The sequence below is a fragment of the Billgrantia pellis genome (assembly GCF_008297955.1).
Classification (GTDB): domain Bacteria; phylum Pseudomonadota; class Gammaproteobacteria; order Pseudomonadales; family Halomonadaceae; genus Halomonas; species Halomonas pellis.
Window position 1 is genome coordinate 441,934 of the sequence record NZ_VTPY01000003.1, and the last position, 15,489, is coordinate 457,422.

15 protein-coding genes are annotated in these 15,489 nt (G+C 64.3%); 7 read left to right on the top strand and 8 right to left on the bottom strand.

The window, feature by feature from the left end:
- Positions 1–63 precede the first annotated feature (63 nt).
- The 3 genes from denD to ltnD form a co-directional block, all read right to left on the bottom strand.
- Entirely contained in the window at positions 64–1,044 is a 981-nt protein-coding gene (gene denD / locus F0A17_RS07880; protein WP_149327799.1) for a D-erythronate dehydrogenase, read from the bottom strand.
- Between the two features lie 43 nt (positions 1,045–1,087).
- Positions 1,088–1,891 carry a 2-oxo-tetronate isomerase gene (otnI, locus tag F0A17_RS07885; RefSeq protein WP_149327800.1) on the bottom strand — a complete coding sequence of 268 codons (804 nt, stop codon included), beginning with the start codon at positions 1,889–1,891 and terminating at the stop codon, positions 1,088–1,090.
- A 296-nt stretch (positions 1,892–2,187) separates the two neighbouring features.
- Positions 2,188–3,117: an L-threonate dehydrogenase gene (ltnD, locus tag F0A17_RS07890; RefSeq protein ID WP_228716840.1), complete on the bottom strand. Its 930-nt coding sequence runs from the start codon at positions 3,115–3,117 to the stop codon at positions 2,188–2,190.
- Between the two features lie 148 nt (positions 3,118–3,265).
- Here ltnD and F0A17_RS07895 point away from each other — a divergent pair, with 148 nt between their 5' ends.
- The gene (locus F0A17_RS07895; protein ID WP_149327801.1) at positions 3,266–4,294 is read left to right on the top strand and encodes a LacI family DNA-binding transcriptional regulator; all 1,029 of its coding nucleotides are present in this window, start codon (positions 3,266–3,268) and stop codon (positions 4,292–4,294) included.
- A gap of 82 nt (positions 4,295–4,376) precedes the next feature.
- Positions 4,377–5,060 carry a TVP38/TMEM64 family protein gene (locus F0A17_RS07900; RefSeq protein WP_149327802.1) on the top strand — a complete coding sequence of 228 codons (684 nt, stop codon included), beginning with the start codon at positions 4,377–4,379 and terminating at the stop codon, positions 5,058–5,060.
- 3 nt (positions 5,061–5,063) lie between these two features.
- Here F0A17_RS07900 and F0A17_RS07905 read toward each other — a convergent pair whose 3' ends face one another.
- Both F0A17_RS07905 and F0A17_RS07910 read right to left on the bottom strand, forming a co-directional pair.
- A complete protein-coding gene (locus F0A17_RS07905; protein ID WP_149327803.1) occupies positions 5,064–6,389 on the bottom strand; it encodes a glycosyltransferase in 1,326 nt (441 codons plus the stop codon).
- Positions 6,386–7,342 carry a LysR family transcriptional regulator gene (locus tag F0A17_RS07910; RefSeq protein WP_149327804.1) on the bottom strand — a complete coding sequence of 319 codons (957 nt, stop codon included), beginning with the start codon at positions 7,340–7,342 and terminating at the stop codon, positions 6,386–6,388. The genes F0A17_RS07905 and F0A17_RS07910 overlap by 4 nt, the downstream gene beginning before the upstream one ends.
- A 103-nt stretch (positions 7,343–7,445) precedes the next feature.
- On the opposite strand from F0A17_RS07910, the gene F0A17_RS07915 reads away from it, so the two are divergent.
- Both F0A17_RS07915 and F0A17_RS07920 read left to right on the top strand, forming a co-directional pair.
- Positions 7,446–8,336, top strand: a complete 891-nt coding sequence (locus F0A17_RS07915) for an alpha/beta fold hydrolase (RefSeq protein ID WP_149327805.1) — start codon at positions 7,446–7,448, stop codon at positions 8,334–8,336.
- Between the two features lie 18 nt (positions 8,337–8,354).
- Positions 8,355–9,428: a tartrate dehydrogenase gene (locus tag F0A17_RS07920; protein WP_149327806.1), complete on the top strand. Its 1,074-nt coding sequence runs from the start codon at positions 8,355–8,357 to the stop codon at positions 9,426–9,428.
- A 106-nt stretch (positions 9,429–9,534) separates the two neighbouring features.
- Here F0A17_RS07920 and F0A17_RS07925 read toward each other — a convergent pair whose 3' ends face one another.
- Positions 9,535–10,104 carry a GNAT family N-acetyltransferase gene (locus tag F0A17_RS07925; protein ID WP_149327807.1) on the bottom strand — a complete coding sequence of 190 codons (570 nt, stop codon included), beginning with the start codon at positions 10,102–10,104 and terminating at the stop codon, positions 9,535–9,537.
- A gap of 307 nt (positions 10,105–10,411) precedes the next feature.
- Here F0A17_RS07925 and F0A17_RS07930 point away from each other — a divergent pair, with 307 nt between their 5' ends.
- Both F0A17_RS07930 and F0A17_RS07935 read left to right on the top strand, forming a co-directional pair.
- On the top strand, positions 10,412–11,449 hold the full coding sequence (locus tag F0A17_RS07930) for an SMP-30/gluconolactonase/LRE family protein (RefSeq protein ID WP_149327808.1): 1,038 nt from the start codon (positions 10,412–10,414) through the stop codon (positions 11,447–11,449).
- A 205-nt stretch (positions 11,450–11,654) separates the two neighbouring features.
- Positions 11,655–12,461: a PRC-barrel domain-containing protein gene (locus F0A17_RS07935; RefSeq protein ID WP_149327809.1), complete on the top strand. Its 807-nt coding sequence runs from the start codon at positions 11,655–11,657 to the stop codon at positions 12,459–12,461.
- Between the two features lie 127 nt (positions 12,462–12,588).
- Here F0A17_RS07935 and wrbA read toward each other — a convergent pair whose 3' ends face one another.
- Together wrbA and F0A17_RS07945 are read right to left on the bottom strand one after the other, a co-directional pair.
- On the bottom strand, positions 12,589–13,185 hold the full coding sequence (gene wrbA / locus F0A17_RS07940) for an NAD(P)H:quinone oxidoreductase (protein WP_149327810.1): 597 nt from the start codon (positions 13,183–13,185) through the stop codon (positions 12,589–12,591).
- 112 nt (positions 13,186–13,297) lie between these two features.
- Positions 13,298–14,194, bottom strand: a complete 897-nt coding sequence (locus tag F0A17_RS07945; protein WP_149327811.1) for a class I SAM-dependent methyltransferase — start codon at positions 14,192–14,194, stop codon at positions 13,298–13,300.
- A gap of 246 nt (positions 14,195–14,440) precedes the next feature.
- On the opposite strand from F0A17_RS07945, the gene F0A17_RS07950 reads away from it, so the two are divergent.
- Positions 14,441–15,430, top strand: a complete 990-nt coding sequence (locus F0A17_RS07950; RefSeq protein ID WP_149328210.1) for a succinylglutamate desuccinylase — start codon at positions 14,441–14,443, stop codon at positions 15,428–15,430.
- The last annotated feature ends 59 nt before the right edge of the window (positions 15,431–15,489 follow it).

The window sequence follows — 15,489 nt, forward strand, 5'->3', positions numbered from 1 at the left end:
TGTTGCCTCTCTTGTTGTAAAACCCCTTGGGGAGGACCGGGCGGCATGGGAACCGCCACGGAGTCATGCTTCGGATCGAGCGGACGCATTCTCCGCGAGGAAGGCAGCGACGATCTCGCTGAGGCTACGATCGCCCACGAAGCCCAGCGCTCGTGCGCGGCGGGCGTCGAAGCGAGCGGGCCAGCTGGCGACGATGGCCTCGATGCGCGGGTCGCGCTCATGGCGAACCCTCGTCACGGCTTCCTCCCCCCCGGCCTGGCGCAGGGCATCGAGCATGTCGGTCACGGTGACCGTGATACCCGGCAGCATGAAGGCGCGAAAAGGCGCAAGTGCCTCTCCCGATACTTCGGCGCCATGTACCAGGCCTTCGATCACGCGGGCCGGCGACATCACGAACATGGCCAGGTCGGTGGTCACCGGACAGATGGCCTCCTCACCGTTCAGCGGCTCGCGCAGAATGCTGGAGGCGAAGCTGGAGGCGGCGGCGTTGGGACGTCCTGGCCGTACGATGATGGTCGGCAGGCGTAGCACGCAGCCGTCGATCAGACCGCGGCGGCTGTAGTCGTTGATCAGCAGTTCGCACATGGCCTTCTGGGTACCGTAGGAGCTCTGCGGCTGCAGTGCGGTCATGTCGTCCAGCACCGCGGGCAGGTCGCCGCCATAGGCCGCCACCGAACTGGCCATCACCAGGCGAGTGGAGGCGAGTCCTCGTGCCCGGCACCCCTCGAGCAGCGTGCGGGTGGCATCGAAGTTGACCTCCATGCCCAGATCCAGGTCGGCCTCGGCGGCCGAGCTCACCACGGCGGCCAGGTGATAGACGACATGGGGACGTGCATCGAGCACGTCATCGAGTGCTCCGGGTTCGGCGACATCCAGCGCCAGGCGAAGGATGTCGACCGAGTCGCTGTCGGGGGAAGGGGCCTCGATCTGGTCGACGAGCGTCAGGCGCCGAATGGTGTGCCCCCGCAGCTCACCGCGTTCAAGCAGGCGGACGACGAGACGCTGGCCGAGAAAACCGGCGGCGCCGGTAATGAGAATATGCATGATGGTTCGTGTCCTGTTGTCGTTGTTGTTCGCGGCATCACCGCTAGCGGCCTTGGGGCAATAGTCCGTAGGCCCGCCCCCAGTCCAGTCCCGTCCGGGTCGTTCCTGCAGGGCGATACTCGCAGCCGACCCAATCCTTATAGCCAAGCCGCTCGAGGCGGTCGAACAGTGCCGGATAATGCACTTCGCCGATATCCGGCTCGCCGCGCTCCGGTACCCCGGCGATTTGAATGTGGCCAATGGCAGCAATCTGGCGCTCCAGGTGACGGATCAGGTCACCCTCCATGACCTGACAGTGATAGAGGTCGAACTGCAGACGCAGGTTGTCCGCCCCGACCTCCTCTAGCACCGCCATGGCCTGCGCTTGTCGCGAGAGAAAGAAGCCCGGCATGTCACGGGTATTGATCGGTTCGATCAGTATCTCGCATCCTATTCTGGCAGCCTCGGCAGCGGCGAAGCGCAGATTGGCCACATAGGTGGCATGGTGCTCCGCCAACGTTCCGTCATCGGCCTTCACCGGCTGCAAACCGGCCATGGCATGAACGCGCGGGCACCTCAGCATCTGGGCATAACGCAGCGCCTCGATCACGCCGTCACGGAACTCCGCCTCTCGACCGGGCAGGCTCGCCAGGCCGCGCTCGCCGGCGTCCCAGTCCCCCGGCGGCAGGTTGAACAGCACCTGCTCGACCCCGGCGTCGTCCAGCGCCGCCTTGAGTACCCGGGGGTCGTGGGCATAGGGAAACAAGTACTCCACGCCGCGAAAGCCCGCCTCGGCTGCAGCGGCGAAACGATCGAGGAATCCGTGCTCGGTGAACAACAGGGAGAGGTTGGCGGCCAGTCGGATCATCGTTCGTGTCTCATGGGTTCGTGTCTCGTCGATTCGCCGCCGTCGCGGGGAGGGCGCACGTCGAGTTCAGCCATCCGCTCGAGTATCAGCACGTGCGGGTCGTGAGCACGCCGGAGTCGGTCTGCTCGCCGATACGCAGCGCCCTGCAGCCCGAGCACCGACGCCACCGCGCCGGCGCTTTCTCCCCCGGCACTCATCCATCGTCCCACGTCTTCGGCAACCAGGATGCGAGCCAGGTGACCCAGCGGTGTTCCACCAGTTCGCCCGCGCGATCCCTGCCAGCATGATCGGCATGCTCATCGCCTCCCGTCGCTGGTCGCCTCGGGCAAGGCGATGCCGGAAAGCCGCTGGTAGACCTTGATGACCGCCGCGTCGTCCTCGCGGCCGAAACCGGCGCTCTTGGCGGCGGTGAACTGCTGCAGGGCGCTGGCCGCGACCGGCGTGGACATGGCCAGCTCGCGACCGGTCTCATGCACGATGTTGAGATCCTTGACGAAGATGTCTACCGCCGAGAGAGGGGTGTAGTCGCCTTCGAGGATGTGCGGCACGCGGTTCTCGAACATCCAGGAATTGCCGGCGGAATGGGTGATCACATCGAAGACGCACTTCGGGTCGAGTCCCATGCGAATCCCCAACGCCATGGCTTCCGCCGCGGCGGCGATATGCACGCCGGCGAGCAGTTGGTTGACGAGCTTCATGCTCGAACCGATGCCCGGCGCATCGCCCAAGCGATAGACGCTCGAGGCCATGGCGTCGAGCACCGGCCCGGCCTTGGTGAAGGCCGTCTCGCTGCCGGAGGCCATGACCGATAGCTTACCCGAACGCGCCTTGGCCGCTCCGCCGCTGATCGGGGCATCGAGCATCTCGACATCGCGTTCGGCCAGCCGCGCGGCCAGCCGCGCGGCCTGACTCGGCGCCACGGTGGCGCACTGCATCACTACGCCGCCCGGCATGCATCGGTCCACCAGGCCTCGCTCGCCGAACAGCACCTGCTCGACCTGCTCGGCATTGACCACGATCACCAGCACCACGTCGCATTTCGCTGCCAACTCAGCAGGCGTTCCCGCGCAGCGTCCTCCGGCACGCTCGAAGGCGCGACACGCCGCCTCGGCGATGTCGCAGCCTAGGACCGTCAGGCCACGCTCATGCAGCGCCGTCGCCGTTCCCAGTCCCATAGCCCCCAGGCCGATGACGCCGACTCGCGGTGTTGTCGTGCTCGCGCTCACTGCAGCCTCCTCGATTCTCGCCGCGTCATCGCAGGGTGCGATTATCCGAGCCTTTGCAGCCCCTGTGGTAGCGCTATCATGTTAGCGCTACCATCGTTGTAGATGATGCCCTATCCCCCAGCAAGGAACCGCCCGGAGGATGCGACCAATGTCTAACGAAACGACGACGCGACGACGCCGTGGCTCAGAACAGCCCACCCTCAGGCAGGTGGCGGATGCGGCTGGCGTGTCGCCGATCACCGCTTCGCGAGCGCTGAACGCGCCCGAGCGGGTCAACGAGCGGACTCGCGCCCGGGTGCTCACCGCCGTGGAGCGTCTGGGCTACGTTCCCAACCTGCTGGCCGGCAGCCTGGCCTCGGCTCGCTCGCGTTTCATCGCCGTCATCGTGCCGTCGCTGGCCAATACCGTCTTCATCGAGGTGATCCAGGGACTGCAGGACACCTTCGAGGCGCAGGGTTACCAGATCCTGCTGGGCAACACCGACTACGACACCGACCGGGAGTATCAGCTGATCCGCACCTTTCTCGGTTGGTCATGCTCGGCGCTGGTCACCGCCGGTCTGCGACATAGCGAGGCCTGCCGCGCCCTGCTGGCCAACTGGGACAAGCCGATCATGGAGGTCATGGAGCTCGGCGAGGCGCTCGATCTCAACGTGGGGCTCGACCATACCGAGGCGGGGCGCTGCATGGCCCGGCACTTGCTCGGGCGGGGCCATCGTCACATTCTCTTCGTTGGCGCCCGTATGCACGGCGATTACCGCGCGGGGATGCGCTACACCGGGCATCGCGAGGTCCTCGAGCAGGCCGGGTGCGACGCGCCGCTGCTGGAGCTCGACCATTACGGCAGCCTGGATGCCGGCGCCGAGGGGTTGGAGCGTGCACTGACCCATCCGGGGGGCATCAGCGCCATCCACTTCGCCAACGACGACCTGGCGACCGGTGCACTGTTGCACGCCCAGCGCCGGGGACTGAGCGTGCCGGGCGACATGGCCATCGCCGGCTTCAACGGCCTGCCCCTCGGCCAGCACGTCACGCCACGCCTGACCACGATTCGCTCGCCGCGCCAGCACATGGGGCAGCTCGCCGCCGAGCAAGTGATCCGGCGGCTCGAGAGCAAGCGCGTACCGCGGCGCCAGCACGATGTGGGTTTCGAACTGCTGATCGGTGAAAGCACCTGATATCCACCCCGAGCGACGAACCATTTGGTCTCTTCATGCGTCCCGCCTATGCTTTAGCCTTCTCCCAGTGCAGGTCGCCTCGATGTCCCGTTCGGTGCTTCTCGTTCTTGTGTCTCTTGCGGTTCTCGTCCCGCTAGGGCTGCTGTGGCAGTGGCTGGCGGCCAACGATCTGCTCGATGCCAATACCTTGTTCGCGCTGATGCAGGGCTCGCTCTCCTGGCGCGATGCGCCCTGGGCGGGCGCGGTGGTCGTGGGAGCCTATCTGGTCGCTTCGCTGACGATGTTTCCGCTGAGCGTTCTGGTGGTTCTCACGGGGTTGTTGTTCGGTCCCGTGTGGGGATTCCTCTATTCCTTTGTCGGCACTCTCGCCGGTTCGGTCGTCACCTTCTGGCTGGGGCGGCGGCTGGGGCGCGACGCCCTGCTGCGCCATGGCGGCTCCCGCCTTCACGGTCTGTCGCGCTACCTGGCCGGGCGCGGCATCCGCACCATGACGCTGGTCAGCCTGCTGCCGCTGGCACCCTTCACGCTGACCAACATGATGGCCGGTGCCTTCCGCATTCGCTTTCGCGACTACATGCTGGGGACGGTCTTCGGTCTGACGCCGGGCCTTGCCGGCATCATCCTGCTCAGCAGCCAGCTCGGTACGCTAATAACCGCCGAGGATCGCCGCGAGCTGGCCTGGGCGGCGGGCGGCATCGTCGCAGGGATCGCCCTGCTCTACGCGCTCAAGCGCTGGGCCGACCGGCGCCGGCAGCGCCGGGTCTGACCCTCACTTGGGGGGCAGCTCCGATGCCTTCTCACGCCGCCCCGGCCACCAAGCCGGCCGCTCCTGGTCCCACTCCGCCTGCATGATGTGCTTGAGCAGCCGCCCGCGATGGCGCAGCATGCGCCACTCGGCGCCGAGCCGGGCCCGTACGCGATCCCATCCCCCCTCATCGGCATGGGTGTAAGGGCCGCCCACGGCGACAGCGCGTCGATAGACAGACAGGCACCGTTCGGCGCAGCGCGCCTCATCGACATCCGCGGCCATCCTGCGCGCCGCCGCCGTCATCGGTCGGCGCCGTTCGACGTCGTTCAGCAACACCAGCGCTTCCGCCATGGCCTCGACATCATCGTTGGCCAGCAGGAAACCGTTGCGCTCATCGGCGACCATTTCCCTGACGCCGGGCGCATCGACGGCTACCACCGGCAGCCCCGTGGCCATCGCCTCGGCGATCACCATGCCCTGCGTCTCGCTATGCGAAGCGAAAGCGAAGACATCCATGGCATGGTAGGCGTCGACCAATCCCTGCCCTTGCAGATTGCCGGTAAAGTGAACCCGTTCGGCGACGCCGCATTTTTCAGCGACCGCATGCATGGCCGCTCGGGCATCGCCATCGCCGACTATCAGGAAATGCGCCTCGGGCAGACGCTCGAGCGCGCATCCTACCGACTCGGCCAGAAACAGCAGGTTCTTCTCCCGCGCGAGCCGCCCCAGGTGACCGATGACGTAGGCGGCACGCGGAATGCCGAACCGCTCGCGCCACGCCTTGCCGCTTCCCGCCGCGAAACGCGCGACATCGACCCCACTCGCTACCACCGTGATCGAGGCATTGGCGCCGCGCTCGAGCAGCAAGTCGCGGATGCTTGCGCTGGGTGCGACCACCTCGTCGCACATGTGCGAGTACTCCGTGGCCAGGGCCTTGGCGAAGCGCTGCATCAGTGGGGAATCGCCGGGTACATAGTGGGTATAGTGTTCGTAGAGAGTGTGGTGGGTGAAGATCAGTGGCAGACCATAGGTATCGGCCACCCGGGCCGCGGTATCGCCCAGCAGGAAGGGATGATGGGAGTGCACGACATCGGGATCGAACGCTTCGACCGCTTCGACCAGTTGGCCCGGAATGGGCACCGGCAGCGAGAAGTCACTGCCGTTGAAATGCTGTACCGCCACGACTCGCACGACATCGGCCTCATCGCGTGGCTGCCCCTCGAGGCGTGGCGCCACCACCAACACGTTATGCCCCGCCAACTGCAGCTGCGCCTTGAGTCGCTGCACCGACTCGCTGACCCCGCCCACGATCGGGGCATAAGTATTGGTGAACATAAGAATGTTCAAGGATGCATGTCTCCTCTCTGGGCTCTCTTGCCCTGTCCCTGTCGATCCGGCGGAGGCACCCGCCGATGCATCTCTTGCTCAAGATAGGCAACGAAGGCGCGAATGCGAGCCGGAACATGCCGCCGCTGCTGATAGACGGCATAGAAATCGGCCTGCACGCCACGCCATTCCGGCAGCAGCTCCACCAGTTCGCCACGCGCCAGCAATTCATGAACATCCCACCAGGAGCGCAATGCGATGCCGTGCCCTTCGAGCGCCAGCCGCACGATCACCTCGCCATCATTGCTGGCCAGCGGCCCGGCCACCTTGACCGCCTGCTCGTCGCCGGCGTCGCGCCGCTGGAACCGCCACACGGCATAGTCGCTGTCGTTCTCGCGCAGCACCAGACAGGGATGATCGACGAGGTCGCCGGGTGTGACCAGCGGCGCCATGTGCGCGACATAGGCGGGTGCGGCGCATAGTACGCGCCGGTTGGCCAATATCCGCCTGGCCACTTGCCGCGAATCGGGCGGTTCACCGACTCGAATGCCGATATCGAACCCCTGCTCGCCCAGGCTCAGCGGGTAATTGGAAAGCTCTAGCACCGCTTCCAGTCCAGGGTGCCGGGCGCAGAAGGCGGAGAGCAGCGACGCCAGGTGACGACGACCGAAGCCGAAGGTGGCATTCACCCTGAGCGGTCCAGACAGCGCCGCGCGCTGTTCGCCGAGCGCCTCTTCCAGTTCGGCGAGTTCCTCAAGAATCACCGAGCCCCGCTCCAGATAGCGCTCACCCTCGGCAGTCAGGCTAAGGCGCCGGGTGGTGCGGCTGGCCAATTCCACGCCCAGGCGCGCCTCGAGCTGCTTGAGACGCTTGCTCACGGCCGACAGCGATAGGCCCAGATGGCGCGCCGTAGCCGTCAAGCTGCCCGCGCGGGCCAACTGCTGGAAGAAGATCAAATCGTCGAGCTGAGCCATGCTCACTCTCCACTTTCATTCAACAATGGCTTTCCATTCAGCCCGATTATCTCCTTGAAGCCAAGAGCTAGACTGGGACAATCACGTCTTGGAGGAAGCACACATGTTCGAAGGATTCCGGTCGTTCGACATTGCCCACAACGACATTCGCCTTCATGGCCGGATCGGCGGCTCGGGCCCTCCCCTTCTGCTGCTCCATGGACATCCTCAGACCCATGTGATCTGGCATCGCCTGGCCGAACCGTTGGCAAGCCGCTTCACCGTAGTGGCCGCCGATCTGCGCGGCTATGGCGATTCGTCGAAACCACCCGGCGAGGCGGATCATGCCAACTACAGCAAACGCGCCATGGCCGACGACCAGGTCGCGGTAATGCGCGCACTGGGCTTCGAGCGCTTCTTCCTCTGCGGCCACGATCGCGGCGGGCGCGTCGCCCATCGCCTGGTCATGGATCACCCCGGGGCGGTCGAGAAGCTGATGCTACTCGATATCGCTCCCACGCTTGCCATGTACGAACAGACCGACCGCACCTTCGCCACCGCCTACTTCCATTGGTTCTTCCTGATCCAGCCCGCGCCGCTGCCGGAAACCTTGATCGAGGCCTCGCCCGCCGACTACATCACCCGCACCATGGGCGGACGCCACGCCAGTCTCGACGCGTTCGATCCGGCGGCCATTGCCGAGTACCAGCGCTGCCTGGCCCAGCCCGGCGCCGCCCATGCCTTGTGCGAGGACTACCGTGCCAGCCATGCGATCGACCTGGAGCATGACCGCGCCGACCGTCAAGCGGGACGCCGCATCACCTGCCCCGTCAGCGTGCTCTGGGGCAGGCACGGCATCATCGAGCGCTGCTTCGACCCGCTGTTGGAGTGGCGCGCCGTGGCCGAGCGAGTCGAGGGCGAGGCCCTGCCCTGCGGTCACTACATCCCCGAGGAAGCGCCTGAGGCGCTGCTGGATCGCCTCTTCCGCTTCCTGTTACCCGACGACTGTCCCTAACCACCCGAGGAACCGATCATGACCCATCGTATCGCCGTCATTCCCGGAGACGGCATCGGCAACGAAGTGATGCCCGAGGGGCTGCGCGCCCTGGAAGCCGCCGCCAAGCGTTTCGGCATCGATCTGTCATTGCAGCCTTTCGATTTCGCCTGTTGCGATTACTACCGCCAGCACGGCCAGATGATGCCGGACGACTGGTTCGAGCAGTTGAAGGATTTCGACGCCATCTTCTATGGCGCGGTGGGCTGGCCCGATACGGTGCCGGATCACATCTCGCTATGGGGCTCGCTGCTGCAATTCCGCCGTCGCTTTGACCAGTACGTCAACCTGCGCCCATGCAAGCTGCTGCCAGGCATCAAGAGTCCGCTGGCAGACCGCCGTCCCGGCGACATCGATTTTTACGTGGTGCGCGAGAATACCGAGGGCGAGTATTCCAGCGTGGGGGGAAAGATGTTCGAGGGCACCGAGCGCGAGGTCGTGATCCAGGAAACGGTGATGACTCGCACCGGGGTCGATCGGGTGCTCAAATACGCCTTCGACCTGGCTCAGTCGCGTCCACGCCGCAAACTCACCTCCGCCACCAAGTCCAACGGCATCGCCATTACCATGCCGTGGTGGGACGAGCGGGTTCAGGCCATGGCAGGCCACTATCCCGAAGTGAGCGTCGACAAGTTTCATATCGACATTCTCACCGCCAACTTCGTCATGCATCCCGACTGGTTCGACGTAGTGGTGGCGAGCAACCTGTTCGGCGACATCCTCTCCGACCTGGGTCCTGCCTGCACCGGCACCATCGGTGTGGCGCCCTCGGCCAATATCAACCCCGAGGGCACCTTCCCCAGCCTGTTCGAGCCGGTCCACGGCAGCGCGCCGGATATTGCCGGCAAGGGGATCGCCAACCCCATCGGCCAGATCTGGTCCGCCGCGATGATGCTCGAGCACCTCGGCCACAAGGAAGCCGGTGACGCCATTGTCACCGCCTTCGAGGCGGTGCTCGAGGCGAGCGACGAGGCCGTGCTCACGCCGGACATCGGCGGCACTGGCAGTACAGAAAGCCTGGGTCGCGCCATCGCAGAACGCATCGCCGGCTGATGCGCTCCGTCCACACTGCCCTCGAACCCGCATCGGGGGCAGTCATATGTCCGATGCTTCTTGACGACTCGAACGAGGCGATCGCACTCTCGAACGCATCAAGACTTCATACGCACAGCTCCGTCTTTTGTTTATTCATCGAAAAAAACCTCGAACCTCTCTTGTCTGCGTCGTTGCCATTAGGGCCATCCAGCGCCGTCATCTCGAGGGACATTACAATATCTCCTCCATGTCGTTCGGCAATTTGGAAACCCTGGCTTAGATAAAAGTGGATCGCGGGCGTATTGTCCTGGCGGACCTTTAGCGTCAGATAGCGAAACCCGTATTGAAGCGCCGCTCCCGCCACGACTTCGAGCACACTACGTGCCATGCCGCTTCGCCGGACGTTCGGCGTCACCAAAAATAGCGTGATGAATGCCGTATCGAGCGCGGGTTCGTAAGTATAGAAGGCACAAAAACCGCAACACTTGCCTTCGACGTTCAGTACTGCAAAATCGGCTCTGGCCAGTATCTTGTCGAGGAAGTCATCGAGACCGACTCCCTTTAGCAACTCGCCAGCTTGACGCTCCTGTTCATTCCGAGTGAGCTGGCGAATATCCGCCGCATATTTCGCCACTTCGTGAGGAGCCAGGACCCGAGCCCCCCACTTTCTTCTGGCGTTTCGGTTCGCGGGCATTGGACCACCCTCCAATGGCTACACGTTATTCATCAATTTCCCCTCATTGTTACATTGATGCTTCAACGCTGCCTCGTGAATTTTTTCATCCAAATAGAGATGAAGACATTGCGATGCTCGCTCATGAAACCGTCATGCTGTCGGCGATAACAAAGTGGGAGGAGTTGCCACCATGGGTTCGTCAAAATCCTTGCGGCCAGAAAGCGCCGATGACTGGCTTTCTCGGCTGGAGCTTCTACCTTTGTCTGGAGGCGGCACGGTTCGCCTTGCTCACTCCGATATGCTTAAGAACAGCCAGGACAACCCCATGAAACTCGGACGCCGACAGTTCCTCTCGGCAACGGCCGCCCTGACCGCCGCCGGGATGACGCCCCAATTGTTCGCCTACCGCGGGCCGCAAGCCTCGCCTCCCGCCCGCTATCCCAGCGAAGCCTGGAAGATCGAAGATCCGCGCTTCGAGAACTACACCATTTTCAATACCCCGCTCGAGCGTCACTGGAGCGGCGGTTTCTGGACCGAAGGTCCCGCCTGGAATGCCGTGGGCCGTTACGTCGTGTTCAGCGATATCCCGCGCGCGCGGCAGATGCGCTGGGACGAGGCCACGAATCAGGTCAGTGTGCTGCGGCACAACGTGGGTTATTCCAACGGCCATACCTTCGATGCGCTGGGTCGGCTGGTGGCTTGCGAGCACACCCCGCCACGTGTGCTGCGCTACGAATGGGACGGTAGTACCACGGTGCTGGCCGAGCGCTATCAGGGCAAACCGCTCAATGCGCCCAACGACCTGGTCGCCCTGCCCTCCGGCGGCGTCATCTTCACCGATCCCGGCTACGGCGCTCACTTCGACTACGAAGGCAGCAAGCGTGAGCTGGAGCTGGAGACGGCGATCTATTTCGTCGACGACGGGCTCGACGAGCCGATTCTCCTGAGCGAGGAGATCATCAAGCCCAATGGCATTGTGCTGACACCGGACGGCCGAGGCATCTATGTCAGCGACAGCGCCCCGACCCACTCCGACGAGCCGGCTCGCATCGTTCGCTGGACGCTGAACGATGAGGGCCGCAGCGTCAGTGACCGGCAAGTCGTGGTCAGCAGCGAGGACACCATCTTCGATGGCATGGCCTGCGACGAGGACGGCAATATCTGGTCGAGCGCGGCCGGAGGCGAAGGCATCGACGGCGTCGCGGTCTTCTCTTCCCAGGGCGAACTGCTCGGCCGCGTTCTGCTGCCGGAGGTCTGCTCCAACGTGTGCTTCGCCGGCAAGGCGCGCAACCGCCTATTCATGACCGCCAGCCAGTCGATCTATACGCTCTATACTGCAACCCGCGGCGCCTGGCTCGGGTAGCGGCTCAGGGCTCGTGCCCGTGACAAGGCGCCTGGTCGCGTTCTTCGCGCGACGGCGCATCGTCTTCGTGGCGGTTTTCCTTTCGGAATGTGAGCATTTTCATTCTTTTGTTTTTCTTGGTAACCAAGGGATGACGTCATCGCAAGGTTGACTAGCCTTTAAGGGGCAAGCCCACAAGGCAAGCCAATGAGGAAAGGAGGAAGGCATGAAAAGGACAGCAATTGCCATTGCAGTAGGTGCCCTGAGCACCGGTCTGAGTCATGGGCTTCTCGCCCAGGATGCGCAGGAAGAAGATTCCCAGCACCTGAGCGAGCAGCAACAGATGAATGAGGAGGGCACTCAGGATCCGAGTAGCCAGTCCCAGTCAGGCGGCGGTTCTGCCGAGATCCAAGTTGAGGAAGAACCCGCCGATGTGAACGTCGATCAGGAACCGGCCGAGGTACAAGTCGAGCAGGAACCGCCCGATGTGACCGTTGAACAGAATCCGCCCGAGGTCACCATCGAGCAGCAGGATCCCAACGTCGACGTGGAGCAGGCCGAACCCAACGTTACCGTCGAACAGACAGGTGAGCCCAACGTCGAGGTCGAGCCCGCCGAAGAGGCCGAGGCCGAGATTCGCAACCCGGACGAGCAGCAAGACTCCGACGAGCAGAGTTCCGATCAGGCTTCTCAGGATCAGGCCTCACAAGCCAATGATGTCATGAGCATGCAGGTCAGCGACATCGAGGGCCAGACCGTCTTCAGCCGTGAGAATGACGAAGAGATCGGTGAGGTCGAACGGGTGGTTCGCGACACCGAGAGCAACCAGGCCTACATCGTCATCTCCGAGGGCGGCTTCCTCGGCTTCGGCGAAGACGAAATGGGCTATCCGGTCGATGAACTGGAGATCCGCAACGAGGGTGAGCTGGTGGTTGAATCCAGCGATAGCGGCGAATCCGGCGACTACGGTAGCGACCAGTACGAGGAGCTCGATGACAATCAGACCTTGCAAGAGGCCATGCAAAGCAACTGAGCATGGGCCGTAGGTCTGATCATGGCTCCCATCGCCATGCTCGATAATAAAGGCGCGGCTTCACGGCCGCGCCTTCTTTGTGGAATTTCGGCACAGCCTGGACGGTGCCGCGTGCAGCGACGTTTCCCTAAGCCGCGAGCTTTTTCGCCACTTCTGCCACGCTCCTGCCCTGCAGACGAGCCAGCTCCTTTTCATGCTCGGTGGGCTGGCGCGAGCCGTCGGGACCGGCCAGTGTCGCCGCGCCGTAAGGCGAGCCGCCCTGCACGCTGGAAACGTCGAACTGTGCTTCGAGGCCATAGCCGATCGGGAGGATCAACATGCCGTGGTGCGCGAGTGTGGTCCAGGAGGTGAGGATGGTGGTCTCGTTGCCGCCGCCGGTGCCGGTCGAGGTGAACACACTGCCTACCTTGCCGCGCAGCGCCCCCTTGGCCCATAAACTGCCTGTCTGATCGAGGAAGGTGCGCATCTGCCCCGTCATGTTGCCGTAACGCGTCGGCGTGCCGAAGATCACGGCATCGTAATCGGCCAGTTCCTGGGGCTTGGCTTCGTGAGTGTCGAATGTCTTGCCGCCGGCCTTAGCGAAGGCCTCCGGATCCATGGTCTCCGGCACGTGCTTGACCTCGACCTCGACGCCGTCGATCTGGCGGGCCCCCTCCGCCACCGCCTTTGCCATGGTGTCGATGTGGCCGTACATGGAATGATAGAGCACGAGCACCTTGGTCATCTTCCGCCTCCTTTCGTGTTTCAGACTTCCCCGGCTAGGACCGAGGGCTACCTACAGCATAGAAAGGGGTGGCGTGAAGAAAAGCGAAGCCTTTCGTTGCAGGCATTCGACCCTATCGACGCATGCCATGCCATACGCCAGCCAGGATGCGTACCTTGCCCGCCGCCAGGTTATCTCTCAGATTGCGTCCCATTTGTGCGAAATCGCTTCCGAAGAGGAGCCCGGGACCGGGCAGTGAGCCCGCAGACGACCCCGCCGGTCCCGCCGCTTGCTCGCGCTGACTGTGGGCCTGCCGCCAAGCCAGCGCCTCGTCTGAGACGTCCCTCACCTCCAGCGGTTCAAAGCCCGCCAGCGCCAGGTCGCGTTGCAGCCGCTCGCGATCGCGCAGATGACTGGTGGCCGGGGTCCGCGCCCAGGGCACCGGTAGCGTCAGCGGCTCGGGGTTGTCGCCGGCGACCACCTCATGCAGCAGGACCCGTCCGCCGGGTACGAGCAGCCGCTGCCATTCCGCCAGTACGCGCGGTACGTGGGGCATGTTCATCAGCGCATGCTGACACCACACGATCTCCACGCTGCCCGCCGGCAACGGCACTTGGCCGGCATCGGCGCAAAGAAAACGGGTAGGCGAAGCGAGCCCGGTGGCGGCGCTGAGCCAGCCGGCCACGCCGACGAAAGCGGCGGTCACGTCGATCCCGGTGACGTCGCAGCCATACTCGGCGGCCAGCAGTCGACCGGCGCCCCCGGTGCCGCAGCCAACGTCGAGCACGCGCTTGCCCCCATCAAGCTCCCCTAGCTCGGCAAGCGCGCGGCTTGCGCGCCGGCCACCGAGGTGCAGCTGATCGATGCCGGCGATATCGTCGAGGCTCAAGCGATCGGGATCGCGACCCGCCGCCGCGAAGGCACCGCGCAATCGGGTCAGCAAGGTTTCACCGTCCTCCCCCTCGACGGCATAGTGCGCATTGAGCTGTCGGGTAAGGTCGATGGCGCTATCGGGCTTGAGGCTCGGCATGTCGGGCTCCTGGCCGGCGGGTGGCATGCGCCAGCTTAGCCCTCGCCCGGTTCCCCCCCTATTGGCCAAAGGTCGGCACGTAAAAAGGCTGATGTCGCCTGCCCCATTCAGCGCTCGCGACGCTTTCCGCCGTTTCCACACCAGTTTCAATATCGCACCCGGGCTTTCACCAACCCGACGCGAGGGGTTGTGATCTCGCTCGCGTGGCCGGATGGTGGCCAGACTCACATGACCAGGACACAGGCCATGCTGGCGGAATGGATCGCACGCAGTCTGGAAGGTACCGACACCGCAACCGCACGCGAGGGCCGGCTCGCCGGCGGGCGTTTCTTCCTTCATGAGCCGGGCATTCTCGAACTGTCGCCCGACACCTGTCACGCCACCGCTCGGGCCTGCGTGCTCTCGATCGGTATCCACGGCAATGAAACGGCGCCCATCGAGCTTCTGGGAGATTGCCTGGCACGGCTCGAGGCCGGGCGACAGACACTGGGCGCCCCCGTGCTGGTGATACTGGGGAATCCCGAGGCGATCCGTCGCGGTGCGCGCTATGTCGATACCAACCTCAACCGCTTGTTCCGCCGCGACCTCGACGAAGCGGGCATGGAGCCTGATCGCGCCCGAACGCTGATGGCGGCCGTGGATGCCTTCTTCGCACGGCATGCCGATCGACAACGGCTGCATTACGACCTGCATACGGCGATTCGCGACAGCCGCTTTCCCCGCTTCGTGGTCGAGCCCTACGCCGACTCTCCCACCCGTCCCGAGCAGTGGCGCTGGCTGGCGGCGGCGGATATCCAGGCAGTGCTGCACCAGCACCGTCACAGTTGGACCTTCTCGCACTATTCGAAACACTATCACGGCGCTCAAGCCTTCACGCTGGAACTGGGCCGCGCCCTGCCCTTCGGCCATAACGACCTGACGCCGCTCGCTCCGATGGGGCAGCTACTCGATGCACTGCTCGAAGGGCGCGAGCCCGCCGAGGCGACCACCGAGCGTATGGTGTTCTTCCGCGTCGCGCATGAATTGGTGCGACGGTCGCACGACTTCCGCCTGTGTTTTGACGACGACACCCCGAATTTCACCGAATTCGCACCCGGCACCCAACTCGCCGTGGACGCCGAGGCCGGTCCCTACATCGTCGAGGAAGCCCCGCTGAGCGTGGTCTTTCCCAATGCCGCGGTGGAACTCGGCGCGCGCGCCGCCCTGCTGGCCCGGCCCACGGACCCGCCCCACTAATTCGAGAAAAAACATCTCAAGAAAAGTCATTTTCCAACGTTTTCAGCTACCTGATAAGA